At 62.2% G+C, this 23,336-nt stretch carries 25 protein-coding genes; 9 read left to right on the forward strand and 16 right to left on the reverse strand.

Annotated features, from left to right (window positions below):
• Positions 1-2 precede the first annotated feature (2 nt).
• From ACFWEM_RS06675 to ACFWEM_RS06710, 8 genes are all read right to left on the reverse strand, one after another.
• Entirely contained in the window at positions 3-806 is an 804-nt protein-coding gene (locus ACFWEM_RS06675) for a sugar phosphate isomerase/epimerase family protein (RefSeq protein ID WP_378532183.1), read from the reverse strand.
• Positions 803-2,530, reverse strand: a complete 1,728-nt coding sequence (locus tag ACFWEM_RS06680) for an FAD-dependent oxidoreductase (protein ID WP_378532185.1) — start codon at positions 2,528-2,530, stop codon at positions 803-805. Before ACFWEM_RS06680 ends, ACFWEM_RS06675 begins: the two co-directional genes overlap by 4 nt.
• Entirely contained in the window at positions 2,527-3,621 is a 1,095-nt protein-coding gene (locus ACFWEM_RS06685; protein WP_378532187.1) for a Gfo/Idh/MocA family protein, read from the reverse strand. Before ACFWEM_RS06685 ends, ACFWEM_RS06680 begins: the two co-directional genes overlap by 4 nt.
• On the reverse strand, positions 3,621-4,445 hold the full coding sequence (locus tag ACFWEM_RS06690; RefSeq protein ID WP_378532189.1) for an aldo/keto reductase: 825 nt from the start codon (positions 4,443-4,445) through the stop codon (positions 3,621-3,623). The genes ACFWEM_RS06685 and ACFWEM_RS06690 overlap by 1 nt, the downstream gene beginning before the upstream one ends.
• Entirely contained in the window at positions 4,442-6,394 is a 1,953-nt protein-coding gene (locus ACFWEM_RS06695) for an FAD-dependent oxidoreductase (RefSeq protein WP_378532761.1), read from the reverse strand. Before ACFWEM_RS06695 ends, ACFWEM_RS06690 begins: the two co-directional genes overlap by 4 nt.
• Positions 6,395-6,438: 44 nt before the next feature.
• The gene (locus ACFWEM_RS06700; protein WP_378532191.1) at positions 6,439-7,320 is read right to left on the reverse strand and encodes a shikimate dehydrogenase; all 882 of its coding nucleotides are present in this window, start codon (positions 7,318-7,320) and stop codon (positions 6,439-6,441) included.
• A gap of 63 nt (positions 7,321-7,383) precedes the next feature.
• On the reverse strand, positions 7,384-8,760 hold the full coding sequence (locus tag ACFWEM_RS06705; RefSeq protein ID WP_378532193.1) for an MFS transporter: 1,377 nt from the start codon (positions 8,758-8,760) through the stop codon (positions 7,384-7,386).
• Between the two features lie 139 nt (positions 8,761-8,899).
• The gene (locus ACFWEM_RS06710) at positions 8,900-9,817 is read right to left on the reverse strand and encodes a LysR substrate-binding domain-containing protein (RefSeq protein ID WP_378532762.1); all 918 of its coding nucleotides are present in this window, start codon (positions 9,815-9,817) and stop codon (positions 8,900-8,902) included.
• A 134-nt stretch (positions 9,818-9,951) separates the two neighbouring features.
• On the opposite strand from ACFWEM_RS06710, the gene ACFWEM_RS06715 reads away from it, so the two are divergent.
• Entirely contained in the window at positions 9,952-10,644 is a 693-nt protein-coding gene (locus ACFWEM_RS06715) for an SDR family NAD(P)-dependent oxidoreductase (RefSeq protein WP_378532764.1), read from the forward strand.
• Between the two features lie 22 nt (positions 10,645-10,666).
• On the opposite strand, the gene ACFWEM_RS06720 is transcribed toward ACFWEM_RS06715, so the two are convergent.
• Positions 10,667-11,440 carry a hypothetical protein gene (locus tag ACFWEM_RS06720; protein ID WP_378532195.1) on the reverse strand — a complete coding sequence of 258 codons (774 nt, stop codon included), beginning with the start codon at positions 11,438-11,440 and terminating at the stop codon, positions 10,667-10,669.
• A gap of 105 nt (positions 11,441-11,545) precedes the next feature.
• Between ACFWEM_RS06720 and ACFWEM_RS06725 the strand changes: the two genes are divergently transcribed.
• Positions 11,546-12,373 carry a crotonase/enoyl-CoA hydratase family protein gene (locus ACFWEM_RS06725; RefSeq protein WP_378532197.1) on the forward strand — a complete coding sequence of 276 codons (828 nt, stop codon included), beginning with the start codon at positions 11,546-11,548 and terminating at the stop codon, positions 12,371-12,373.
• The gene (locus tag ACFWEM_RS06730) at positions 12,370-13,908 is read left to right on the forward strand and encodes a class I adenylate-forming enzyme family protein (RefSeq protein WP_378532199.1); all 1,539 of its coding nucleotides are present in this window, start codon (positions 12,370-12,372) and stop codon (positions 13,906-13,908) included. Before ACFWEM_RS06725 ends, ACFWEM_RS06730 begins: the two co-directional genes overlap by 4 nt.
• Here the strand turns inward: ACFWEM_RS06730 and ACFWEM_RS06735 are convergent.
• Complete coding sequence (locus tag ACFWEM_RS06735) at positions 13,901-14,533, reverse strand: alpha-ketoglutarate-dependent dioxygenase AlkB (RefSeq protein WP_378446195.1); 633 nt, start codon at positions 14,531-14,533, stop codon at positions 13,901-13,903. The two genes, ACFWEM_RS06730 and ACFWEM_RS06735, sit on opposite strands and share 8 nt — an antisense overlap.
• 148 nt (positions 14,534-14,681) lie before the next feature.
• On the opposite strand from ACFWEM_RS06735, the gene ACFWEM_RS06740 reads away from it, so the two are divergent.
• Positions 14,682-15,098: a hypothetical protein gene (locus ACFWEM_RS06740; protein WP_317556243.1), complete on the forward strand. Its 417-nt coding sequence runs from the start codon at positions 14,682-14,684 to the stop codon at positions 15,096-15,098.
• A gap of 94 nt (positions 15,099-15,192) precedes the next feature.
• Here ACFWEM_RS06740 and ACFWEM_RS06745 read toward each other — a convergent pair whose 3' ends face one another.
• On the reverse strand, positions 15,193-15,420 hold the full coding sequence (locus ACFWEM_RS06745) for a hypothetical protein (protein ID WP_378532201.1): 228 nt from the start codon (positions 15,418-15,420) through the stop codon (positions 15,193-15,195).
• A gap of 247 nt (positions 15,421-15,667) precedes the next feature.
• Here ACFWEM_RS06745 and ACFWEM_RS06750 point away from each other — a divergent pair, with 247 nt between their 5' ends.
• Both ACFWEM_RS06750 and ACFWEM_RS06755 read left to right on the forward strand, forming a co-directional pair.
• A complete protein-coding gene (locus tag ACFWEM_RS06750) occupies positions 15,668-16,459 on the forward strand; it encodes a MerR family transcriptional regulator (protein ID WP_378532203.1) in 792 nt (263 codons plus the stop codon).
• Between the two features lie 83 nt (positions 16,460-16,542).
• Positions 16,543-17,007, forward strand: a complete 465-nt coding sequence (locus ACFWEM_RS06755) for a hypothetical protein (protein WP_378532205.1) — start codon at positions 16,543-16,545, stop codon at positions 17,005-17,007.
• Between the two features lie 2 nt (positions 17,008-17,009).
• Here the strand turns inward: ACFWEM_RS06755 and ACFWEM_RS06760 are convergent, their stop codons facing one another.
• From ACFWEM_RS06760 to ACFWEM_RS06770, 3 genes are all read right to left on the reverse strand, one after another.
• Positions 17,010-18,155, reverse strand: coding sequence for a HoxN/HupN/NixA family nickel/cobalt transporter (locus ACFWEM_RS06760; RefSeq protein WP_378532207.1), 1,146 nt, complete (start codon positions 18,153-18,155; stop codon positions 17,010-17,012).
• A gap of 140 nt (positions 18,156-18,295) precedes the next feature.
• Entirely contained in the window at positions 18,296-18,625 is a 330-nt protein-coding gene (locus ACFWEM_RS06765; RefSeq protein WP_378532209.1) for a branched-chain amino acid transporter permease, read from the reverse strand.
• Entirely contained in the window at positions 18,618-19,355 is a 738-nt protein-coding gene (locus tag ACFWEM_RS06770) for an AzlC family ABC transporter permease (protein WP_378532211.1), read from the reverse strand. Before ACFWEM_RS06770 ends, ACFWEM_RS06765 begins: the two co-directional genes overlap by 8 nt.
• Positions 19,356-19,434: 79 nt before the next feature.
• Between ACFWEM_RS06770 and ACFWEM_RS06775 the strand changes: the two genes are divergently transcribed.
• Together ACFWEM_RS06775 and ACFWEM_RS06780 are read left to right on the forward strand one after the other, a co-directional pair.
• Positions 19,435-19,875, forward strand: a complete 441-nt coding sequence (locus tag ACFWEM_RS06775; RefSeq protein WP_378532213.1) for an Lrp/AsnC family transcriptional regulator — start codon at positions 19,435-19,437, stop codon at positions 19,873-19,875.
• A gap of 59 nt (positions 19,876-19,934) precedes the next feature.
• Positions 19,935-20,360, forward strand: coding sequence for a VOC family protein (locus tag ACFWEM_RS06780; protein WP_095968800.1), 426 nt, complete (start codon positions 19,935-19,937; stop codon positions 20,358-20,360).
• Here the strand turns inward: ACFWEM_RS06780 and ACFWEM_RS06785 are convergent.
• Both ACFWEM_RS06785 and ACFWEM_RS06790 read right to left on the reverse strand, forming a co-directional pair.
• On the reverse strand, positions 20,357-21,367 hold the full coding sequence (locus ACFWEM_RS06785; RefSeq protein WP_378532216.1) for an AraC family transcriptional regulator: 1,011 nt from the start codon (positions 21,365-21,367) through the stop codon (positions 20,357-20,359). The genes ACFWEM_RS06780 and ACFWEM_RS06785 overlap by 4 nt on opposite strands.
• Positions 21,364-22,554: a pyridoxal phosphate-dependent aminotransferase gene (locus ACFWEM_RS06790; protein ID WP_378532218.1), complete on the reverse strand. Its 1,191-nt coding sequence runs from the start codon at positions 22,552-22,554 to the stop codon at positions 21,364-21,366. The genes ACFWEM_RS06785 and ACFWEM_RS06790 overlap by 4 nt, the downstream gene beginning before the upstream one ends.
• Before the next feature lie 135 nt (positions 22,555-22,689).
• Between ACFWEM_RS06790 and ACFWEM_RS06795 the strand changes: the two genes are divergently transcribed.
• Entirely contained in the window at positions 22,690-23,268 is a 579-nt protein-coding gene (locus ACFWEM_RS06795) for a carboxymuconolactone decarboxylase family protein (protein ID WP_378532220.1), read from the forward strand.
• The last annotated feature ends 68 nt before the right edge of the window (positions 23,269-23,336 follow it).

Here is a 23,336-nt window from a genome sequence, read left to right on the forward strand (position 1 = left end):
CGCTAGGCCAACATTTCTCGCGTGGCCGTGACCAGGCGTTCCAGCCAAGCGTCCGTGCCGACGGCGCGGCGCAGTGGCTCGTTGGGCAATTCGATGCTGACCGGCAGCCCGGCGGGCAACGTCGACCAGATGTCGGCCAGGGCGATGCCGCCGGTGCCGGGCACCAGACGCTCCTCGCGGGCCTGACGGATCAGCTCTGCGTCCCCAGTGGGAGCGGGGGTCGAACCGTCGCACATCTGGGCGTAGTGCAGCCACTCGCGAGGGATGGACGCAAGATCCTCGAGCGTTGTCGCCGAGCGGTCGGTGTGCAATGCGTCAACCAGGACACTACGAGCCGGACCGTCTGCCGCCGAGACGATCTCGATGGCCGCCCGCGCATCGGGCACAGCGGTCCACGGCATGAACTCGAGTGAGGCGACGATGCCGTAGTTCGCGCACAGTTCCGCGAGGCGGGCGTAGGAGTCCGTGAGACGAGCACGGTCACGGTCGTCGCCACCGACCAGAACGGCCTTGGCGCTGAGCTGCGCTCCCGCTTCGAGGAGCGGAACGTAGTCGGCGGGATCGAAGTCGGCTGCAAGACGGATGATTTCGAGATCGAATACCTCGACCGGTGAATCATCCAGTCGACGCACCAGTTCGTTCAACCCCTGCTTGTCCTCGTGCAGGGGGTACGCCGTCGTACCCGGTGCCGCGGGCATCAACCGGATACCGATCGTGTCGAAGCCGTGCTTTTCGGCCAAGTCGACATGCTGCATCGGTGCGGTATCGAGCACGGTGAGGGCCGCCAGCCCGAGTGAGAGTGTCATGCGTGCGCTCCAACTGTTTTGGTGCCGGCCAGTTCCCGGCCTGCCAGGTAACCGAAGGTCATGGCCGGACCGAGGTTGATACCGCCGGAGGGGTAATGCCCACCCATCACGCTGGCCTGATCGACACCCACAGCTAACAATCCCTCGATGGGGCGGTCGTTGTCGTCGAGGACATGCGACGACGAGTCGGTGACAAGCCCGGCGAAGGTGCCGAAGCTGCCGGGTACCACCTTCACCGCGTAGTACGGACCCTTCTGCAACGGCGCGAGTGACGGGTTCGGCCAGGGATTGGCGGTATCACCGGATCCCCGGTTGAACGGTGTTGCGCCGCGACCGAACTCGGGGTCGTCGCCACTGCGAGCTCCGGTGTTGAACGCCGAGACGGTCTTCTCCAACTGCGCCGCATCGACGCCGATCTTCTCGGCCAAGTCCCGAACAGTGCGCCCCCGCGTGAGGTATCCCGAGCGCAGATACGGCTGGATCGGGATCGGTAGTGGCTTGGCCATGCCGAGCGGGAGGTAGCGCACGTACTGCTGATCGGCGATCAGCCACGAGCACACCTCATCGCCCTCAGGAACCTTCTCGACCATCGCAAGCGTGTAGTCGTGGTAGCCGAGTGCTTCGTTGACAAACCGCCTACCGTTCGCGAGAACCCCGATGACACCGGGCTTTCCGCGGTCGAGGATGTGCGGGAACACGCCTTCCTTGCCGTTGCGGTAACGAACGATGGAGACGGGGCAGTAGGCAACGGGGGAGGCGAGCGTGCGGTCGAGTCTTCCGCCCACGGATTCGCCGAGGGTGATTCCGTCGCCGGTGGTTGTCTTCGGGGTGAGCGACCAGTGCTCGTGTCCGGTTGGGGTGCGGGGGAACAATTCGCGTCGTCGATCGATGTCCTGTGCAAAGCCGCCGGTGGCGAGTACGACGCCACGCGTGGCTGTTACCGAGTACGCACCGTCCGGACCTTCGAGACGGACGCCGACAACGCGGCCGTCGTCATCGGTCTGCAATGCGGTCGCGGACGTCTTGACCCGAAACTCGACGCCCAGATCGAGCGCTGAACGCAGCATCATGCCGACCAGGGCAGTACCGTTGACGAGTTGCTGACCGCGACGCTTGGTGGCGAGGTCGAACATGTGCCTGGTGACTCGAACACCGCAGTGCGCAAAGGCTTTCGGGGATCGGGTCGAGTGCAGGAACGCCTGTAGATCGGGGCCGGCCATGATGCCCATTCCGAGGAACGACGTCTCGTACAACTGCCGACGGAGCAAGGCCGCAACATCTGGCCCGAGCTTTCGCAGACTCACCGGTTTCGGTCCGACGGACCGGTGACCGGTGCCGGCACCCGGTGTGTCACCGTGAATGTCGGCGATCTTGGCTCCGGGAACGAACTTCAGCGCGGTCTTGCGTTCGAAGAACTCGACCATCTCCGGTGCGCCGTCGAGGAGTGCATCCACCTTGGCAGCGTCGAAATTGTCGCCGAGTCGGTTCTCCAGATAGGTACGGGGAGCGGATCGATCTTCGACAACCCCGTCGGCGATGGCAAACATGTTGCGCGGGGTCCACATCCACCCACCCGACCATGCCGTTGCGCCGCCGCAGGTGTCGGCCTTCTCGACCACGAGTACGGATGCGCCGCCATGCGCTGCGGCAATTGCTGTGGAAAGCCCGCCTGCGCCGGAGCCTACGACAACCACGTCGTAGGTGAGGGGGGTACTGCTGCTCATTTCTGCTCCTTGGCAGTTGTTGCGAGGGTCGGCGTCGACGACAATTCGACAACCTTCCCGGTTCGTGACGATTCGTAGATTGCGGCGATGATGGCAAGCGACGCGCGGGCGTCGCGTCCGGTGACGGCGGGTTCGCGCCCGGTCAGGACGGCGTCGGCGAAGTCTTGCACCTGCAATGTGTGGAAGTCGGTAAGTGCCGCATTGACCGCGCCCACATCAAGATTCGCATCTATGTCCGCCGAGTATGGGGACCGGAACTCCACTTCGCCCGGCCCGGTCCAGATTTCGTTGACACCCTCGTGCCCTTCGGGAAACTCGAGAACACTGGCGATGGCACCGGTGCGCCCGATCACCGTGACGCGGTTACCCAAATTGTGATTGGCACCCGTGGTCGCGGTGACGGTTGCAGTGCCGCCTGAAGCAAACGAAATCACAGCCGACGCGCTGTCTTCCGTCTCGATGTGGTCACCGTGCGTGTGGGTGCGGATGAAGCCACTGACCGAGACGGCTTCGCCCATGAACCAGGCCAGCATGTCGATCTGGTGCACGGCCTGAGTCATGAGCACACCGCCGCCGTCGGTGTCCCAGCGCCCGCGCCACGCGTCGGCCGAGTAGTAATTCGAGGGGCGGTGCAGGATGACCGACGCCTCGCCGAGTGTGGGCAGTCCGATCCGGCCGTCGTCGATGGCGTCCCGGATACGACGCGCTGCCGGCCAGAAGCGTCGTTGGAAGAGGATGCCGAAGGTGATACCGGCTCGGTCCGCGGCCTCGATCATGCGGTCGGCCGCAGCAACATTCACCGCGATGGGCTTCTCGCACAGCACATGTACACCCGCTTCGGCAGCGGCCACGACTACCTCTTCGTGTACCGGGTGCGGCGTGCAGACAGTGCAGGCGTCGAGGCCGAGAGCAAGCAGTTCATCAACGGAACTTACGGCTGCGGGAATGCCGTGGAGTGCCGCGAACTCCTGGGCGCGCCCAAGATCGGGATCGCAGCAGCCGATCACCTCGACGCCGGGTACTTGTTGCAGAGCACGGGCATGGTTGCCTGCGATCTTGCCGCAGCCGACGATTCCGACTTTCAACGTCATCAGAAATGCTCCTCTGCTTCGACGTCCCGCGCCGCGGACTCGCCGCGGTCGAGACTGTTCAGTGCGGTGACGTCTTCGGCGGTAAGTGTCACGTCGAGAGCCGCCAGATTCTCGGCCTGGCGGGTCGGGTTAGCTGACCTCGCGACCGGGACCACGCCCTGCGAGGAGTGCCACGCGAGGACCACCTGCGCTGGGGTGCAACCGATTCGACCGGCAATCTCCCCGACGACGGCGTTGTCGAGCACGTCACCCCGACCGAGGGGGCTCCACGACTGGGTGAAAACGCCGAGCTCGTCGTTTGCCCGGCGCACCGGAATGCGAGCGAGCGACGGGTCCATCTGAATCTGGTTGACTGCCGGAGCCTCACCGGTCTCAGCGACGAGTCGATGCACATGGTGCTCCAGGAAGTTCGACACACCGACGTACCGAACCAGTCCGGCGTCACGGCAGGCCAGCATCGCCTCGAACGACGCGACGTAACGATCGATTCGTGGGAGCGGCCAGTGGATCAGGAACAGATCCAGCCGGTCGAGCCCCAGTCGTTCCAGACTCTGCTCGAGGGCGCCCCGGATGTCGCCGGAAACCTGGTCGTTGCCACGAAGTTTGGTGGTGACGAACAGTTCTTCTCGCGGCACACCTGATTCCGCCAGCGCTACACCGACAGCGTCCTCGTTGCCGTAGATCGCGGCGGTGTCGATGAGCCGGTATCCGGTCTCGATGCCGGAGAGAACGGACTTCGTGGCGTCGGCGCCGACCAGGGGCCAGGTTCCGAGTCCGATGGGTGGCAGCGCGGTTGCGATCGGTATTGCTGACTGTGTGGTCATGCGTGAACCTCCTGACGGGCCGCAGCGGCGGCGGTGATCGTGACGGCGACATCGGCTGCGGTCACCAGGGCGGCATGAATGGAACCTCCGTCTCCGCTCGCATCGCCGACGGTGTGGACACCGAGTCGCGGTGCCAGTGAACGTAGTTCGGCTAGAAGCTCCGAGCGCGGCTCGACGCCCTGCGAGATCAGCAGTTCGCCGGGGGCGTCGACCTCGCTCAGCACACCGGCCGTCGAGATCGTGACCGAGTCGGTGTCGACCTTGGTGATGATCGAGCTCAGGTGGGTCGTGAGGTTCTCACTTGCGGCCAGGCGCGGCAGCAGCACGATCTTGCCGCGACGTCCGACGTCGTGCGCGATGGTTTCCTGTGGGCCGATCATCACGACTCGGGTGCCCTTCTGGAGGAGATCGTCGGCGACGGCCGCAGCCTCGCGATCAGCACCGAAGATCGTGATCGCATCGGGGGCAGGATCTTCGGAGACGAGGAATTCGCGGATGTCACGAACGGTGCGCGTTGCTGCTTGGGGGAGATCGACCGTGGGGCCTACGCCGCCGGCGGCCAGGACTATCGCGTCGAAGTCACGGCCGGCGAGTGAAGCGGCATCTGCCCTGGTCGACGTGTGGCACTGCACTCCGAGATCAGCCAGCTCGTCGAGATACCACTCCACGATCCGCCCGTATTCGGGATACTCGTGCAACTTTGACGCCAAGGCGAAGTCGCCACCGAGACGGGGGCGTTCGTCGTACAGGTCGACGCGGTGGCCGGCGAGTGCGAGGTCGCGGGCAGCAGCCATTCCGGAGGGTCCGGCGCCGATGACGGCGACCCGCGCAGTGGCATCAGCAGGCGTCGTGGGCTGGTCCAATTCACGGCCGACCCATGGGTTGACGGAACACGGGATAGGCCCAGCGGCCAGGCTGTCGATGCAGTAGTTACAGGCGATGCACGGGCGGTAGCGGCCGCCGTCGATCGCGCGCTTGGGGAAGTCGGGATCAGCGTGCAGAGTCCGTGCCATGCTGACGAAGTTCGCCTGCCCGGATTCGATTATCTGCGCAGCGATTTCGGGCGATGTAATGCGGCCGGCTACGCCCACCGGGATGTCGAAGTCGCGCTGGTACTGCTCGGAGTACGGTGCTAAGAGGCCACGCGACCATTCGCCGGGCTGGATGATCCACTGTCCCGCTTCGTAGTTGCCCGCCGAGACGTCGAGGAAATCGAGTCGGTCGGTGTCGATGGCGTCGATGCGGGCACGGGTCGTCTCGGCGTCGAGCCCGCCGTCGATTCCCTCGAAGGCTGAGAATCGAAGTCCCAGAGTGATTCCCGGAGCATGCTCGTGTACCGCCGCGATGACCCTGTTGACAAAGAGAGTCGGGTCCGCCCACTCGTCGTCACGGTGGTTGTAAGCGGGGGAGAGGAACTGGTGGATCAGATACCCGTGCCCACCGTGCAGGGAGATGACGTCGACGCCGGCCTTCTTGCAGCGCGCCGCGGCTTCACCGAAACATTCGATGATGTGCTCGATGTCGTCACCGTCGAGTTGTTCGGGCATCTCGCCGCCGACCACCAAGCACGGAATCGGAGTCGGGGCAACGGGAACGAAACCGCTGACCGAACCTTGAGCCGTGCGACCACCGTGGTTGAGTTCGACTCCGACGAGCGCACCGTGCGCGTGGATCGCGTCGACCATCTTCTTGATGCCGGGGATCCGCTCGTCGACGTCGACGCCCATCTGCCGGATGCGCCCCTTGCCGTCGGCGCGCACGTAGCTCGCCTCGGTGAAGATCAGTGCCGCACCACCTTCGGCGCGGCGGGCGAGGTACGCGATGTACTCGTCCGTCATGGTTCCGTCGACCTCGCAGTAATTGCGCTCCATCGGAGCCGACACGAATCGGTTTCGGAGGCGGACGGTGCCCATGTCGAGAGGTTCGGCGAACGGCGCAGTCACGTTCATCAGCGCTCCTGGTACTTCGCGAGAAAGTAGGTGCTCGGTTGTGCTCATGCGTGTGCCGCCTCGGAGAGCAGATCGCGCAGATGACTGCGCATGCGGTCCGTATCGGCTTCGACACCGGTCAGGAGAGTGAAGGTGTCCGAGGCTTGTGCCACCAGCATCTGACCGCCGTCGAGAACCGAGCATCCGAGAGTGAGTGCTGCGTCGAGTAATTCGGTGCGCATCGGCCGATAAACGATGTCCGCGACCCATAACTCGGAGTGCAGCGCCGCGGGGTCGAAGGGGGTTCCAGGGTGACCGACCATGCCGATTGGCGACGCATTGACGACTCCGTCGCACGTAGCCAGATTGTCGGCGATCTGATCGATCGTCAAAGCCGTTGTGCACGTGGCGGGGAAGGCTGAGGACACGCGCGAGCACACATCGGCAGCACGTTCGGGATCGACGTCGGCGATGCGGAGGTCCGTCGTACCGGCCGCAGCGAGTGCGTACGCCACCGCGGAACCCGCGCCACCGGCTCCGGCGAGGACAACTCGATCCAGGGTGGCGTCAGGTAAACCGCGTTGCAGTGCGGTGAGGAATCCACTGTGATCGGTGTTGTGGCCGATCAGACGGCCGTTGTCGACGACGACCGTGTTGACGGCACCGAGCAGTCGGGCATTGTCGGAAAGTTCGTCGAGCGCGTCCACGACAACCTGCTTGCACGGATGGGTGATGTTCAGCCCGGTGAAACCGCCTGCGACGGCGCTCCGCACAACTTCGCCGGTCTTCTCGACCGAGACCGTCAGGTTCTCGAGATCGATCAGTTCGTAGCTGTAATCGACGAGTGCGAGTGCTGATGCTTCGTGCGAATGCAGCGCCGGCGAGAGGGAGGTCGAGATCCCCGCTCCGACAAGGCCGATTCGGTGGCGTGTGAATTCGGTAGTCATGACATTCTCCTGCATAAGTGGGGACGGCCCCTCGCGGAAATTCAACGCGAGGGGCCGGTCCGGTCAAGCGTTGTTGCTGGTGAGCTCTGAGTCCTGCTTGGTCAGCAGGCTCGGCTTCGGTTGGCCCAGTTCAGCTGTGGGCGTCCGGTACGTCTCCGGCCCGGTCATGGCAGCGATGGCTGACACGACTGCAAAGCCGAGGCACATCCAGGCAACCGGCGTCCAGTTGCTCTTGTCTCCAGCCGAAATTGCCTGGGCGATAGCCGGTGTGAAGCCGGCGACGAGTAGACCGAGCATGAGGCTCACAGCCATACCGGTGTATCGGACCTTCGCAGGGAACTGCTCCGGGAAGTACGCCGGGTAGGTACCGTTGGGCATCGCGTAGAAGATGCCGATCATGACGATTCCCGAAGCAAAAACCATGGGAACGCTCTGGGTTTCGATGGAATGGAAGAACACGAAGATCATCAGCCCCGCTCCGATCGCACCGATGACGAAGATCGGCTTGCGCCCGTAGCGATCGGAGAGAATGCCGAACAGTGGCTGCGTCAGTACGGCAACAAAATTGGCGGTCGCGATGGCCCACAGCATCGTGGAGCGTTCGAATCCGGATTCGACGGCATACGCCAGGGCGAAGACGTTGACGATGGTGTTGATCATGGCGAAGGTCGAGCTCATGCTGATACGGATCACGGTGCGCCAGTGCGAGCGGAACATCTCGACGACGGGGATTCCCGCTGTCTCGTCCTGCTCTTTGAGTTCTTCGAACACTTCGGGCTCGTCGAGGGTGCGACGCAACCAGAGCGCGACCACGGTCACGATGATGCTGAGCCAGAAGGGAACTCGCCAACCCCACGAGTAGAGGTCTTCGTCGGGCAGGCTTGCCACCGGGATGAACACCAGGCTGGAGATGACGATGCCGAACATGATCCCGCTCATGGTGAACGAGGTGAAGAACGAGCGACGGTGATCAGGTGCGTGTTCGAGTGTCAGCGCCGACGAGCCGGGGGATTCACCGCCGGCCGAGAGCCCTTGAAGGAGACGGAGCAAGACGAGGATGATCGGCGCGGCTATGCCGATCTGGTCGTAGGTCGGCAGGCAACCGACGATGACGGTCGCGACTCCCATGAGGAGAAGACACGCGAGAAGTGCGTTCTTACGTCCGTAGCGATCGCCGAGGTGACCCCACAGCACCGCGCCGAGCGGGCGGGCGACGTAGGCAACACCCAGGGTGCTGATCGAGAGCAGGGTTGCCGTTGATCCGCCGCCGGGGAAGAAGATCTTGGGGAACACCAGCGCGGCCGCGGAGCCGTAGATGAAGAAGTCGTAGTACTCGAGGGTGCTGCCGAGGAAGCCCGAAACGGCGGCGCGGCGCGCGTTCGCATTCGGATGTTCCTCGGTCGAGTTCGTGGAACCGGTGGAGGTAATCGGAGGTGCCATGTGAAGTCCTTTCGTCCCGATGGGCCGGCCGTGGTGGCACGTTTGGAGATGCACCACGCATCGGTGACGTCCCTCACCTTTCGGCGGCTGAGACGACAGTGCCACGAGGGACTATGGCGCGTCCAACACTAAATGAGTCTCAAATAATGACGTTCTTGGTCTCAATTTCTGGGGTAGGCAGAATCTCCTCCGACGTCTCCAGTGCGACGGCGAGCGCATCGGTCATGTGCCGTGGTGACCAGGCAATTCCGTGATTCATGTACGTCGGCTCGCCGGTGAGCGGGACGAACACACTGCCAGGGGGCGTGATCGCAGCCATGCCCGATGTCATCAGGGCTACGCCGACGCCGGCAGCAACAAGCATCAGGATCATGTACGGATCGGTGATCTCCTGAACTACGCGGGGTCTGAAGTCGGCGTTCATGCAAGCCCGCATCGCGGTCTCCTGCAGTGCCGAGCCGACCGAGAGCGGGGTGGTCACGAATCCGTCGCCGGCCAATTCGCGGAGATCGATCGCGTCCCTCTCGGCAAGGGGATGGTCGATCGGAAGTACGGCGCCGAACGCCTCCCGTCGAATAAGTCGGGTAGAGAGCGATGCGGATTCCACCGGCAGTCCGACGAAGGCGAGATCGAGGGCGCCGCTCTCGAGTTGAATGACCGCGTCGCGCGTCATGATCCGGCCGAGGAGTGTCAGTTCGACTTCGGGATAGCGCTGACGCAACGCGCGGGTGAGTGGCGGAAGTGCTTGATAATTGAGCACTCCGGTGAATCCGATCGTGACTCGTCCGTAGACGCCTCCCGACGACGCCCGCGTAGCGTGCCGTGCGGTCTCCATGTTCTCGATGACGCGATAGGCGTGGGGGAGAAAGGCGTGTCCACCGGACGTGAGTGCGACGCTGCGGGTGCTCCGTTCGAACAACTTGACGCCGATGTCTTTTTCGAGCTTTCGGATCATTTGGCTGAGCGGCGACTGCGCCATCTGGAGCCGAGACGCAGCCCGTCCGAAGTGAAGTTCTTCCGCAACCGCGACGAACGCGTGCAACCAGCGGGTTTCCATCGACAACGCCTCCAGGTATTTGACGTCGACGACAAACGCCATATATTCAGAATTTCTACACAGTGTGACGGCAATTATGCCTATTTGCAACATAAATTGAGTGCGTAACGCACAGAAACTCAGGAGTGAAGAGGATGCAGAGTTATCCGGAAGGTGTCACCGCGCTCATCACCGGCGGTGCGAGCGGAATCGGCGCCGCCAGCGCAAAGTTGCTGACGGAGAGGGGAGTTCGGGTGATCACGGCAGATCTTGCCGAGGGAGCGCACGAACAACTCGACGTGAGTGACCCGGACGCCGTCGACGCGCTTCGTGCCCGAGTCGGCAGTGTCGACATCTTGATCAACAGTGCGGGAATTGTCGGGCCGTCAGCGCCGCTGGTCGAGGTTGATCTTGCGGCCTGGCAGCGTACGTTCCGCATCAACGTCGAGGGAACATTCCTCATGTGCCGGGCATTCGTACCGGGGATGGTTGCGTCGGGATGGGGACGGGTCGTCAATCTCGCGAGTATTGCTGCCAAGGACGGAAATCCGAATCAGAGTGCGTATTCGGCGTCCAAGGCGGCCGTTGTCGCGCTGACGAAATCACTCGGCAAAGAGGTCGCCACCACCGGAGTGCTGGTCAATGCGATTGCGCCGGCGGCGGTGGAAAGCCCCATGAATGCCGGCACCGATCCTGCCATTCTCGCCCGTTCGCAATCTTTGACGCCGATGGCGCGGATGGGGAAGGCGGACGAGATCGCCGAACTGATCTCCTGGCTGTCGTCGTCTGCGGTGAGTTACTCGACCGGTGCCGTTTACGACGCCAGCGGTGGCCGCGCAACGTATTGAAATACCTTCTGGAGGAAGCCGATCAGAATTGGAGCAGCGACTGCCACAGTTCACGAGATGCATCCTGGTACTCGAGCATGTGCGAGATCAACTCTCGCAGTGGCTGCGTTGGTTCGAGCTCTTCCGGTAATAGTGGATTGCGGACGATGACCGCGATGATCGCGCTGCCCAGGGCAAGTGATTCGCGGGCGGCTTCCTCGCGGCTGATTGCCGCCAGGCGGGTTTGCGCCTGTGTGAGTGCTTCGCGAGCCTCGGCGATGTCGGCCAACAGCGCTTCGAAGTTCCAGAGTGTGCGGATAGTCGAATCATCCTCGGGGGTAAGGTGATCAACCTCCATCAGCGACGATTCGGGAGCGGCGCCGAGTCGGCGGAGAGTGTGGCGAGCGCTGTCGATTCCGCCGCCGAGATTGTTCGGACGGACGGCGAGTGTGGGCTTCCAGTCCTCGTAGCCCGCCAGGCGCAACGCTTGATCGTGCCGGCGGGCGGCGGTGCGGTCGCTTCGTTTGAGCCCTGAGTGCTCGACGGCGATCCAGGTGCCGTCCCAGGGGTGTATGCGATCGGTACGAGTTCGCCACCCCTCCACTTCGCTGTAGGTGGGGATGCCGTCCGGGTTGAGGACGTATGTTCCGCGAGCGGTACGACGCAGTTTGCCCTCGCGGCACAGACGGCCCGCGGCCACGCGAATGCTTGATGCGCTTACGCCGACAATCTCGCCGGCCCGGGTCAGCATGGCGGTGCTGAACTCGGTGTCCGGGCTCGCCGTTGCGAGGTCCAGCACGACTCGGGTTGCGGACATTCCTCGATCAGTTTGTAACAACTTTTGAACAACTCCTGACAAATTCTGTTACAAGTGGCATGGTGGGTACCGGGAAACCTTATCCGCGAGCAGTGAGGAAATATCGTGACCGACTCTGATCGACCAGGTGGCGATGTCTATGTGGAGCGTGACGGTGGCGTCACCGTCGTCGTGATGAATCGCCCCGATCGCAAGAACGCGGTGGACGGGCCGATGGCAGCGCAGTTGCGTGATGCCTTCCTGGAATTCGAGTCGGACGAGAGCCAGAAGGTGGCGATTCTGTGGGGTGCGGGCGGCACATTTTGTGCCGGTGCGGATTTGACCGCAGTCTCCGATCCCGCCCGCGTGCACGAGTTGCATCCGGAAGGCGGCGGCACCGGTCCGATGGGGCCGAGTCGGTTGGCGTTGTCCAAACCGCTGATCGCCGCGGTCAGTGGATACGCGGTTGCCGGAGGGCTCGAGCTTTCATTGCTCGCGGACCTGAGGATCTGCGAGGAAGATTCCGTGTTCGGAGTCTTCTGCCGACGCTGGGGAGTTCCGCTCATCGACGGCGGGACCGTGCGACTGCCGCGAATTGTCGGGCAGGGGCGAGCACTCGACATGATCTTGACCGGTCGTCCGGTCGATGCTTCGGAGGCGCTGGCCTTCGGTCTGGCCAATCGTGTTGTTCCAGTGGGGCAATCACTCCAGGCAGCCAAGGAACTTGCACACCAGTTGACCGCGTTTCCGCAACTTTGCATGCTCGCGGATCGCGCGTCGGCCTACCGATCTTTTGATCTACCACTTGCCGAAGCGCTGCGCGCCGAGGGCGTTGCAGGAAATCCCATTGTCATCGCTGAAGGGGTGCGCGGCGCTGCTGCGTTCGCCGCGGGCGCCGGCCGGCACGGCCGATTCGAGAACAACCGGAATTCGAATGAGGAAACTGAACCATGATGCCCATAACCAGAGATCTGATCGTCCGTGGCGCGCGACAGCACGGGGCGCGAACGGCCGTCGTCTTCGGCGATCGATCGATGACGTTCACGGAAGTGGACGAACTCAGCAGCCGATTGGCACACGCGTTCATCGCGCTCGGTATCGGGCATGGCGCACGGGTTGCGTTGCTGGTCAACAACTCTCTTGCCAGCGTGCCAGTCGATTTTGCCTGCGTCAAAGCCGGAATCAATCGGGTTCCGCTCAACTCGCGACTCTCGGTCGACGAGCATGCGAGGATGCTCGAGGACACCGACAGTTCCCACGTCGTCTTCGGTCATGACCTCGCGGACCGAGCGGCTGAACTCTCGGCCAGGTTTCCCGAGCGGACATTCATCGGGCTGGAAACGAACTCGGAGGGACAGAGTTCTCTGCTCGACCAAGCGCAGAGCATGCCTTCGGACATGCCTGCCGTCGAGGTGGCTCCCGACGATGTGATCCTGACTCTGTTCACGTCCGGCACTACGGGAACATTGAAGGCCGCGCAGCACACCCAACGCAGCTACGCCGCCATCTGCCGCAATGTGCTGCTCAATCTGCTTCCGGCGACTCAGGACGACACGATGCTGCATGCGGCATCGCTGATCCATGCCAGCGGTGTGTTCGTGCTTCCGTTCTGGCTCCGCGGCGGAAAGACCGTCGTCCTTCCCGGATTCGACCCATCGACGTTCCTGAACTCGATAACCGAGCATCGTGCCACCGCAATCAATTTGGTGCCGACGATGATTCAGATGCTCCTCGAACGCCCTGATTTCGCGAGTGCAGACATCGCGAGTCTGAAATCCGTGATCTACGGTGCCTCGCCGATGCCGCTGGACACCATCGAGCGGGCAATGCAGGCATGGGGGCAACACCGCTTTCTGCAGTACTACGGGCAGACCGAGGCGCCTCTGTGTATCGCAGTCCTTCGGCCCGAAGACCACACGGAGGATCGACTACTGTCCTGTGGTCAGCCTGCCATCGACGTCGAGATCAGGCTGCTCGACGGCGAGGGACACGAAGTGCCGCAGGGGGAACCGGGCGAAATCGTGATCCGTTCGCCATCTGCGATCGCCGGATACTTCAATGCACCGGAACTGAATGCGGACACCTTCACCGAAGACGGTTGGGTCCACACGCGCGACATCGGCCAGTTCGACGCCGACGGATTCCTGTTCCTGAAGGACCGGGCTTCGGACATGATCATCAGCGGCGGATACAACGTCTACCCCCGTGAAGTCGAGGATGCGCTCCTGACGCATCCGGCTGTTCGTGAGGTTGCCGTGGTCGGCACCGCCGACGTCAAGTGGGTGGAGGCGGTCACCGCCGTCGTTGTCCTCGCGGAAGGAAACGTCGAAAACGACGCACTGCAAGCATCATTGGTCGCTCATGTCGGCGAGCGACTGGCGTCGTACAAAAAACCGCGCCGGGTGGTTTTTGCCGAATCGGTTCCGAAGAGGGCTGTCGGCAAGCTCAATCGGAAGGCGCTGCGAGAGCAACTTGGCGACGCTATCTGACTCCGCGAGTACGGAATTGGACGCTGATTCTCGGCCCGAGTGCCCTCGCACTCTTGGGGACGCAGTGTTCCCAGGTGCGTTGGCAGGATCCGCCCATCACGAGTAGATCGCCGTGACCGAGATTGAACCGGATCGATTCGCCACCCCCGCGGGGGCGCAGTAGGAGCGGGCGCGCGGCACCGAGAGACAGAATGGCAACCATTGTGTCCTCGGTGCGGCTTCGTCCCGTGTCGTCCCCGTGCCAGGCAACGCTGTCGGAGCCGTCACGATAGAAACACAGCCCCGACGTGGCGAAGGGCTCGCCGAGTTCGTCGAAGTAGTGGCTGCTCAGTACGTCTTTGGCTTCAGTGAGAAGCGCGTCCGGCAGCGGCTGATTCTCCGCGTAGAAACACACCAGACGAGGTACGTCGACAACGCGGTCATACATCTGGCGCCGTTCTGATCGCCACGGAACCGTAGCTTCCAGGTTGTCGAACACGGCTTCCGATCCCGTCAGCCAGGCTGGGCGATGGTCGACCCATGCACCGGCGGTGAGAATGCGTCGCTGCACCGTGCCGTCGAGATCGGCCAAAGAAACGCCGAGGTCACCGTTGTCGAAGAGAGACGGTTGCATCGTGGCGGTCATAAGGACCACAGTACACCGAAATCGAACATATGTTCCCATGAATTTTCAATTGCCGTGCTGGACGGCTGTTCATCCTTGCTGGGTGATGTTCGTCGGCGCGAACCTTTGAATACTGTTCTCACGCTATTTCGCCGATGAAGGGGATGTCATGACTGCTCCGCACCAATCTCATGCGAACCATCCTGTCCGACAAGGCTTTGCCATCGGGACCACGGTGGCGGCAGCCTGCCTGCTCTTCGTAGCGGGAATTGTCGCGCTGCTGCAAGGCATTGCCGCTCTCGCAGACAACGATCTTCTGATCGTCGGAGTCAATTACACCTTCGAATTCGACGTCACGACGTGGGGTTGGATTCACATCGTGCTCGGAATCATCGGCATCGCGGTGTCGCTGGGATTGTTCGTGGGAATGACGTGGGCTCGCGGGATGGCCTTCGTGATCGCAGCTCTCTCGATCGTGGCCAATTTCTTGTGGTTGCCGTACTACCCGCTGTGGTCGATCGTGATCATCGCTCTCGACGTCGCTGTGATCTGGGCCGTCGCGACGTGGCGACCCGACGAGGTCTGATCAACTGACCGGAGTGAGTGGTTCACCTGCGACAGGCGAACCACTCACTCCGCTGTGTCCGGGCCTCCACGGTTGGCCACATCACTGCACGGCGTCAACGGCGCCTCGGTGATTCGCGATCCTGGTCCTCGCGCGGACGCATGTCCTTTGTCGATCGGTGTGGGAAGCCGTGGATCATCGAACAAGAAATCCAGCAGATCACGACCGTTGCGATTCCGAGTCCGATCGACGCGAATGGTTCTTGCGTGGCCAGCCAGACGCTCAGTCCGATTGCCGTCCCGACGATCAGAATCAGGATGGTGTCGAGTCGTGTCGTTTGCATCGAAATCATCGCCTGGCGCAGATTGTTTTCGGCGGCCCGCTTGCTTTGGCGGCCCGCCACCCGGCGAGTGACAGCCGGGGGCAGACCTTGCGCGGCTGACCCCTCGCTCTGGAAATCGCCGCCGCAAGTGATCAATACCCGCCACATTCGTCTGCGAAACTCCCCGCAGGAAGAACGGGACCTTAGACCTGCGGCCAGGGATGCCGTGCCTTGACTATGACGTAGCGTCATAGTTGATGCTGTTCGTATGCGAATCAGCGACGTGGCCAGGGCGGCAGGGACCACTTCACGGACCGTTCGGCACTATCACCGACTAGGCCTGTTGGCCGAGCCGAGGCGGCTGTCCAACGGATACAGAACTTACGAACTGCCCGATCTGGTCAGGCTGATGCGCATTCGTTGGCTCTCTGCCGCCGGCATTCCACTCGGCTCCATTGCCGCCATGATCGAGCCGAAGCCGATCGATGCAGGAGAACCGGACGACTTCGCCGACGACCTTTCCTCCCTGATTGCAGAGATAGACAGGAAGCAGCGTGTCCTCGCTGACCAGCGGGTGCGCCTCGAGGAAATGCTGTCGGCGCGAGGTGCCGGGCGGGTGGTCTCGCCGCTTCCCGTGGAGCTGGTGTCGGCGTTCGAAGAGTTGATCGCCTCGTCTCCGACGGACTCGGTGCGGCGCCTGTTCGAACGGGAACGCGACATGTGGGAGCTGGTGGCGATCTCGGGGGCAGCGCCGCACGAGTTGTTCTCCACGGCCACGCAGTTGCTGTCCGACGAGGATGACCGGAAGCGCATTGTCGATCTTTACCGTCGCTTTGCTGCATTGGCTGGGCGCGAGGTAGCCGAGGCTGCGGACGAGATCGCGGACTTGTCGGGCGAGTTGGGGGGATCGTTGGCCGGGGTGCTGGGCGACGTGTCCTCAGACGGAGGATCCGCAGGTGTGGGCTTCTCGGTCGGGATCGCAGATCTGGTGCCTGATCCGGCGCAACGGGAAGTGGTCGCGCGCGTCGCAACACGTCTCATGTCTAGCGGTACGGCGTGATCCGATCACTGTGGTTGCTCTCGACGGGCAGGGTAGACGGAAGTTCCGGTGATACAGCGACTTTCGGCTACTCGAGGGGGACCATGTCGATACCGGTGGCTTTTGTCGCGGCGAGTGTGATCGAGGCCGTGGCGATTCACTTCCTTGTTCCGTGGCAGTGGCTTCGCGTCGTGCTGCTCATTGCAACGGTGTTGTCGCTGATTGCGATTGGCGGTTGGCTCGCCGGACGGGTCGTGCACCCGCATCTCGTGTCGGCTCGAACGGTGGTGTTTCGATCCGGCACGGGCATTCGTGTCGAGGTGGACCGATCACGGATTTCGCGGGTGAGCATGGTCCGAAGATTCGGTGATACCGCCAATGCGGTGGTCGACGAGCATCTCGTTCTCCCGGGGCCCGACGGGACTGTCGTGGACGTCGAATTCGATCGACCGCTGCCGGTCTCGCTACCGAAAGGGCTGTCGAAGGGATCTAGCTCCACCATGATCGGTGGGCTGCGGTTGCATGTCGACCAACCTCGAGAATTCTGTGCTGCCTTGTCGCCGAACTGAACTCACATCGCGTCTTCTGCCGTCGCTCGTCGTGCGACTGCCGCACCGGACTGCGCCTGCCACCGTTCTTCGATGCGGCCGTACCGCCACACGAGGAGGGCGATCATCCAGGTGACGACGAAGAGTCCGACGATGATGAAGCCCATCGCGCCGAGATCCAGGTTCCCGATGGCGCCGAGAATCCCGTCGTGGATGTCGAGTTTGTCGGTGAAGATCGAGATGATTTCCTGGGTCCCGATCAGTAGGGCTACTGCCACCGAGAGTCCGGTGATCACCATGTTGTAGTAGATCTTTCGTACCGGCTGGGCAAATGCCCAACCGTAAGCGAAGTTCATGAACGATCCGTCGATCGAGTCGAACAGAGACATCCCGGCGCAGAAGAGTATCGGTAGAACGAGGATCGAATACCACGGGAGCCCTGTCGCCGCTGCGCCGCCGGCGATCACCAACAGTCCCACTTCGGTGACGGTGTCGAATCCCAGTCCGAACAGTAGGCCGACCGGGTACATGTGCCAGGGCTTGCGAACCATCTTCATCACCGGGCCCAGGATCTTGTTGAGGGCGCCGCGGCTGTCGAGTTCCTTCTCGAGTTGTTCCTCGTCGAAGGTTCCGGCCTTGTACTTCGTGTACACGCGATGAATCCCGATGAGAGAGAAAAGATTCAGGAGGCCGATCAAGATCAGGAACGTTCCGGAAATGGTGGTGCCGAACAAGCCGGTCCATTTCTCCAGATCGGAGTTGTCGTCGGAAAGGCTGGTGGCAAGTTGCCGCACACCCAACGCCAGAAGTGCGACGAGAACGAAGACGATGGTGGAGTGTCCGAGTGAAAACCAGAAACCGACGGACATCGGTTTCTTGCCGTCCGCCAACAACTTCCGAGTGGTGTTGTCGATGGCGGCGATGTGATCGGCGTCGAAAGCATGGCGCATGCCGAGCGTGTACGCCGTGACGCCGAGTCCGATGCCGAAGACACTGCCTTCGATCGTGTAGTGGCCGGGCACGACCAGACCGAGCAGAACTGCCCACCCGACGACGTTGAGTGCAACGACGGTGACGGTCATTCCGATGATGCTTCGACGCTGGCCTCGATCCAGACTGTGCCAGGCTCCGGCGATTCGGGTGCCCGTCGTGGTCATTGTCGTGGACATCGAACCTCACCGATCTTTCAGTCGCGGCCGGCGGCCACACTACTGAAATCGTATAAGTGTTCAACTGTTCAGATAAGCGCCTGGAGGTTACAAATCACCCATCCAGGAGTAAAGATTCTTTGCTCCCGGATGGGAAATCTTCAGGCAAACATGGTATTGACCAGGGCGACGTAGATCGTCGTTCCGACGACGATGCTCAAGACGGCGTTCTTTCGCCAGAGATGCGCGGCGATCGTGGCGCACACTGCGATCAGTTCGGGTATGCCGTGCGACGGTGCGGTGATCGACACGCCTTTGAGCGAATACATCACGAGGATCAGCATGACGCCGGCCGGCATGTAGACGCCCAGGTAGCCGACCAGAGCGGAGGAGCGCAGCGGCATGAGCGCGGCGAACGGTATCGTGCGCAGAGCGAAGGTGACCACGGCCATGACGGCGACCGCCGCAAAGATGTACGAGGTGTCAGGCATCGATCTTCGCCTTTCGTGAGTCGTAGACAAAGCGGCCGATCAGGAAGAGTACGAAGGCACCCATCGCAATTGGCAGCATGTGTTCCGGTGCCGCGAGCCGGGCGACCAGGGCGCAGGTGACCGCAGCGACCGGCACCGCGAATCCGTTTTGTGCGCGAATTGCCTCGATCGAGAGGACGACGAACAGTGCGGTCAGAGCGAAGTCGAGACCGACTATCGAATCTGGAATCCACTGTCCTGCCGTCGCGCCCAGGATCGCGCCACCGATCCAGTAGCCGTGGAGGTACAGCTGGGAGTAGACGATGACGCGTCCGGTGAGTGCCTTGGGATCGGCAGTTACCGACATTGCATAGGCCTCGTCGGTCAGCGCGAACATGCTGTAGAAGCGGGCGAAGGGGTTGCGAATCTTTTCCAGCGGAAAACTCAAGGCGTAGAACACATGTCGAAAGTTGACCAGCAGTGCGGTCAGAGCGACGTACGGCAGTGGTGTCATGGCCGCGACCATTCCGACGGCGAGAAACTCCAGCGATCCGGCGTAGATCAGCGAGGTGAAAGCGACTGCCCACCAAGGGTTGAGGCCCTGTTGGACCACAAGAACGCCCAGGGCTATCCCGAGTGGGAGCAGGCCGAATCCGACCGGCAGCGACAGTTGGAAGGCGTGCCGCCACGCCGGGGTTCGCGGCGAGAGTTCGACGGCAGGCGCGGCCGTCGACGATGCTGGTTCGATCACGACGCAAATCTATAACAAAGATCGAGGTGATCGATTGCTCAGAATGCCCACATATTGAACAGTGCGCAATAATAGTGCGATGGATGCCATGGATGACGCAATTTTGTTTCACCTCCGTCAGGACTCGAGTCTGACGAACACGGAATTGGCGGATCTGGTGGGGCTGACGCCCTCTCCTTGCCTGCGTCGGGTGAAGAAGCTCGAAGCCGACGGAATCATCACCGGGTACCGCGCGATCGTCAGTCAGGAAGCGCTCGGTCGAGGATTTCAGGTGATCGTCACCGCGGAGATCGGAATCAACGACCAGGCGACCATCGAGGACTTCGAATCTCAGGTCGCGGCGTTCGACGAAGTGATCGAATGTCGGCGACTTTTCGGAATTCCCGACTATTTCATCCGTGTCGCTGTGAAAGATCTGGCGACGTACGAGAACTTCATGGTCACCAAGCTCAGCGGGCTTCCGGCCGTCTCGCGGGTGACATCGCTGATCACCATGAAGACCATCAAGAGCGTCGACTGACGCCCAGCCCCGGTCCGAATCTGCTCTTTCGTGTCGGTGCTCGGCGTTAACGTCGGAACATGGGATACGAATTTCAGGTCACAGTAGATTCGGCGCACCCGCACGAACAGGCGAAGTGGTGGGCCGCGGCACTCGGGTGGGCAGCGGAGCCCAGCGACGAAGACTTCATCAGAGGCCTCGTCGCCGCTGGTCACGCCAAGGAATCCGACACCACGACGTTCGAGGGAGTTCTCGTCTGGCGTGAAGGCGCGGCCATCAGCGATCCGGAGCATCCCGAACGTCCCCGCGTTCTGTTCCAACTGGTTCCGGAATCGAAAACGGTGAAGAACCGTCTCCACTTCGACATACGAGTGGGCGACAAGCGCGAGGATGTTGCAGCGCAACTCGAGAAGGTGGGAGCGACGATCCTGCACCGAGGAGCACAGGGGCCGAGCGTGTGGATCACGATGACCGATCCCGAAGGTAACGAGTTCTGCGTCAGCTAGCGGTAGGAACTCGGCGTATCGCCGGTCCATCGTTTGAAGGCACGACGGAAGGCGCTGGGCTCGGAGAATCCCAATCGCGCCGAGAGTACTTCGACGGATTCTCCGCGTCGCAGACCGGCGATGGCTACGTCGCGGAGCACTTCTTCGCGCAGTTGATTGAGTGAGGTCCCGTCACGCCGCAGTAGTCGACGCAGATGGGGAACGCTGATCGAGAGCATTTCGGCGATCTCCTCGGCCGTGGAGGTTCGTCCCTTCACTCCGAGTTCGAGGACCCGTCGCACCTGTGCCGACGCGGTGCTGTCGTAGTCGCGTTCGGACATGAGCTGAATTGGAGATTCTCGGAGGTATTCCTCCAGTGTCTCTTCGGTCTGGATGATTGGCGCACGCATGGCCGAGTTGTCGAACTCCAGTGCCGCTCGCTGCGCGCCGAAGGTGACGGGCGCTCCGAAGATGTAGTCGTAGTCCTGGGCCAATCGCGCATCCGGTGCAGAGTACGGAAATTCGACGGCCCGCAGTCGGACGCGCTTTCCGATCAACCATGCGGAAAAGCGGTGGAGCAAGATCAGGACAAAATCGGTCGTGACACGTTCCGCGACATCACGCTCGGCGACACCTTCGCGTGCTCGGACGGCGAAACTCACTCGGGTGCTTTCTTCGCCCTTCTCGATCGACAGTGGGGCCAGTGCCGGTAGTGCACGGATCACGTCGGACATTCGGACAAAGGCCGATCCGAGATCAGGGCAATGGATCAACGTCAGGCAGATCAATCGGAAAGTGCCACGGGGCACCGGGGCGGATCCGAGGCCGAACAATTCGTCGTCGGTGATCTGCCAGGTGGATTGGATGAACGTGGTGACCTGAGTCGGAGTCAGCCGGGCGCGAGGGTCGGACAATGTCTCGAGGTCGATCCCAGCAGCGCGCAGTGCGCCGGACAAATCGACGTTGTTGTCCGGTGAGAACGCGAGGTATCGGTGGACGAAGGCGGTCGGGATGGTCCGCGCTGTCATGGGTGCGCTGCTCCTTGGAGCAGGTGGAGACGGCGTGCCGCTTCGGACAGGATGTGGTCCTGCTTGCAGAAGGCGAAGCGCACCAAGTGCTTCCAGTCGTCGCGGTTGTCCGCGAACACGTCGACCGGTACCGCCGCGACGCCGATACGCTCGGGCAGCGCGCGGCAGAACTCTCCCGCGTCGGTCTCACCCAACGGTCTGATGTCGGCAAGGAGGAAGTACGTGCCGCCGCCGGAATGCACCGTAAAACCGGCTTCGGCCAGGGCTTTGCCGAGCACGTCCCGTTTGCCTTGCAAGCTCTCTCGAAGTTCGACCACCCACGGCTGTTCGTTGGTCAGCGCATACGCAACGGCAGGTTGGAATGGTGCGCCGGCGACAAATGACATGAACTGCTTGGCAGCACGAACGCCGTCGATGAGTTCGCGAGGGCCGATCGCCCATCCTGTTTTCCAGCCGGTGACATTGAAAGTCTTTGCGGCACTGGACACCGTGACGGTGCGCTCACGCATACCCGGAAGAGACGCCATCGGTGTGTGGGTGAGGCCGTCGAAGACCAAGTGCTCGTAGACCTCGTCACTCAACACGATCAGGTCGCGTTCGCACGCGAGTTCGGCGATTGCTCGAAGTTCGTGATCGGTGAACACGGTGCCGGTGGGATTGTGAGGACTGTTGACGATCAGCATCTTCGTCTTGGCGGTGATCGCACTGCGCAATGCATCGAGATCGACCGCGAATCCGTCTCCCGCGGCGACCAGAGGAACAGTGCGACGCACCGCGCCGGCCAATGCGACGGATGCTGCGTAGGAGTCGTAATACGGCTCGATCAGCACTACTTCTTCGCCGGGTTCGACCAGCCCGAGGATCGCAGCACTGATCGCCTCGGTGGCACCGACGGTGACCAGAACTTCGGAGTCGGGATCACTGTCGAGCCCGTAGCGGATGCGCCGATCCTCCGCGATTGCTTGACGCAGGACGGGCATGCCCGGCCCGGGTGGGTATTGGTTGACGCCCTCGGCGATGGCTCGACGCGCTACTTCGAGCATGGCCGCAGGACCGTCGGTATCCGGAAAGCCCTGACCGAGGTTGACCGCGTCGTGAAGTGTGGCCAACGCTGTCATTTCGGCGAAAATCGTGGATGCGAACGGCTGCAGACGCGAGACGGTGCGGTTGCGGGACGTCGAAGGCATCTTTGCAGCTTAGTCGGCTGACACCGCATCCTCACATCTGCTCGGGCGCGGTGCTTGTCACGTTTGAATCGCCGCCGTCGTCCAACTCTGTAGAGAGCATCGAATCCGGTGCTGTAGAAGATACGGAGGCTTGCCATGACTCGCATTCCCGCAGTGACACCGTCAGAAGCCAGTCCGTTGATCAAGGTGGCCTACAAATTTGCCGCCAGGCAGTACGACGAAGTTCCCGAGCCTTTTGCCGTCCTGGCCAATCATCGGAAATTGTTCGTCGCCGCTGCCCGTCACGAGATGGCCGTGCAGAAGGCGTCGAAGGTGCTGCCGTCGAACATTCGTGAATTGGCCGTCTATCGCGTCGCCTGGACGGTCGGCTGCTCGTGGTGCGTCGATTTCGGGACGATGCTGTCTCGTTTGGACGGTTTGGACGTCGACAAGCTGAAAGAGATCGCGAATTACCGGGATTCACCGAAGTACAGCGAGGACGAGCGCGCCGCGATCGCCTACGCCGACGCGATGACCGGTGACCCGCACGGCGAGCATGGCGTGACGGACGAGCAGGTCGCAGACCTCGAGCGCAGGTTCGGGCGCGCGGGCGTCGTGGAACTGACCTATCAGATCGGGCTCGAAAACATGCGCGCCCGGATGTACTCGGCGTTGGGGATCACCGAGCAAGGGTTCAGCACCGACTCCTGCCGCGTGCCCTGGGCCGAAGAATGATGCGCTGACTCGTCTACGGCAACTATCGACAATGCTCCGCAGATACGTGATCAGGATTGACTAGTTCA

Origin of the sequence: Rhodococcus sp. NPDC060176, from assembly GCF_042728675.1 — a bacterium.
In the GTDB taxonomy this organism is placed as follows: Bacteria; Actinomycetota; Actinomycetes; order Mycobacteriales; family Mycobacteriaceae; genus Rhodococcus_F.

Coding starts and splice junctions, on each gene's coding strand:
- ACFWEM_RS06675 (WP_378532183.1), bottom strand. CDS start 806: ATGACACTCTCACTCGGGCTGGCGGCCCTCACCGTGCTCGATACCGCA.
- ACFWEM_RS06680 (WP_378532185.1), bottom strand. CDS start 2,530: ATGAGCAGCAGTACCCCCCTCACCTACGACGTGGTTGTCGTAGGCTCC.
- ACFWEM_RS06685 (WP_378532187.1), bottom strand. CDS start 3,621: ATGACGTTGAAAGTCGGAATCGTCGGCTGCGGCAAGATCGCAGGCAAC.
- ACFWEM_RS06690 (WP_378532189.1), bottom strand. CDS start 4,445: ATGACCACACAGTCAGCAATACCGATCGCAACCGCGCTGCCACCCATC.
- ACFWEM_RS06695 (WP_378532761.1), bottom strand. CDS start 6,394: ATGAACGTGACTGCGCCGTTCGCCGAACCTCTCGACATGGGCACCGTC.
- ACFWEM_RS06700 (WP_378532191.1), bottom strand. CDS start 7,320: ATGACTACCGAATTCACACGCCACCGAATCGGCCTTGTCGGAGCGGGG.
- ACFWEM_RS06705 (WP_378532193.1), bottom strand. CDS start 8,760: ATGGCACCTCCGATTACCTCCACCGGTTCCACGAACTCGACCGAGGAA.
- ACFWEM_RS06710 (WP_378532762.1), bottom strand. CDS start 9,817: ATGGAAACCCGCTGGTTGCACGCGTTCGTCGCGGTTGCGGAAGAACTT.
- ACFWEM_RS06715 (WP_378532764.1), top strand. CDS start 9,952: ATGCAGAGTTATCCGGAAGGTGTCACCGCGCTCATCACCGGCGGTGCG.
- ACFWEM_RS06720 (WP_378532195.1), bottom strand. CDS start 11,440: ATGTCCGCAACCCGAGTCGTGCTGGACCTCGCAACGGCGAGCCCGGAC.
- ACFWEM_RS06730 (WP_378532199.1), top strand. CDS start 12,370: ATGATGCCCATAACCAGAGATCTGATCGTCCGTGGCGCGCGACAGCAC.
- ACFWEM_RS06735 (WP_378446195.1), bottom strand. CDS start 14,533: ATGACCGCCACGATGCAACCGTCTCTCTTCGACAACGGTGACCTCGGC.
- ACFWEM_RS06740 (WP_317556243.1), top strand. CDS start 14,682: ATGACTGCTCCGCACCAATCTCATGCGAACCATCCTGTCCGACAAGGC.
- ACFWEM_RS06745 (WP_378532201.1), bottom strand. CDS start 15,420: ATGCAAACGACACGACTCGACACCATCCTGATTCTGATCGTCGGGACG.
- ACFWEM_RS06750 (WP_378532203.1), top strand. CDS start 15,668: ATGCGAATCAGCGACGTGGCCAGGGCGGCAGGGACCACTTCACGGACC.
- ACFWEM_RS06755 (WP_378532205.1), top strand. CDS start 16,543: ATGTCGATACCGGTGGCTTTTGTCGCGGCGAGTGTGATCGAGGCCGTG.
- ACFWEM_RS06760 (WP_378532207.1), bottom strand. CDS start 18,155: ATGTCCACGACAATGACCACGACGGGCACCCGAATCGCCGGAGCCTGG.
- ACFWEM_RS06765 (WP_378532209.1), bottom strand. CDS start 18,625: ATGCCTGACACCTCGTACATCTTTGCGGCGGTCGCCGTCATGGCCGTG.
- ACFWEM_RS06775 (WP_378532213.1), top strand. CDS start 19,435: ATGGATGCCATGGATGACGCAATTTTGTTTCACCTCCGTCAGGACTCG.
- ACFWEM_RS06780 (WP_095968800.1), top strand. CDS start 19,935: ATGGGATACGAATTTCAGGTCACAGTAGATTCGGCGCACCCGCACGAA.
- ACFWEM_RS06785 (WP_378532216.1), bottom strand. CDS start 21,367: ATGACAGCGCGGACCATCCCGACCGCCTTCGTCCACCGATACCTCGCG.
- ACFWEM_RS06790 (WP_378532218.1), bottom strand. CDS start 22,554: ATGCCTTCGACGTCCCGCAACCGCACCGTCTCGCGTCTGCAGCCGTTC.
- ACFWEM_RS06795 (WP_378532220.1), top strand. CDS start 22,690: ATGACTCGCATTCCCGCAGTGACACCGTCAGAAGCCAGTCCGTTGATC.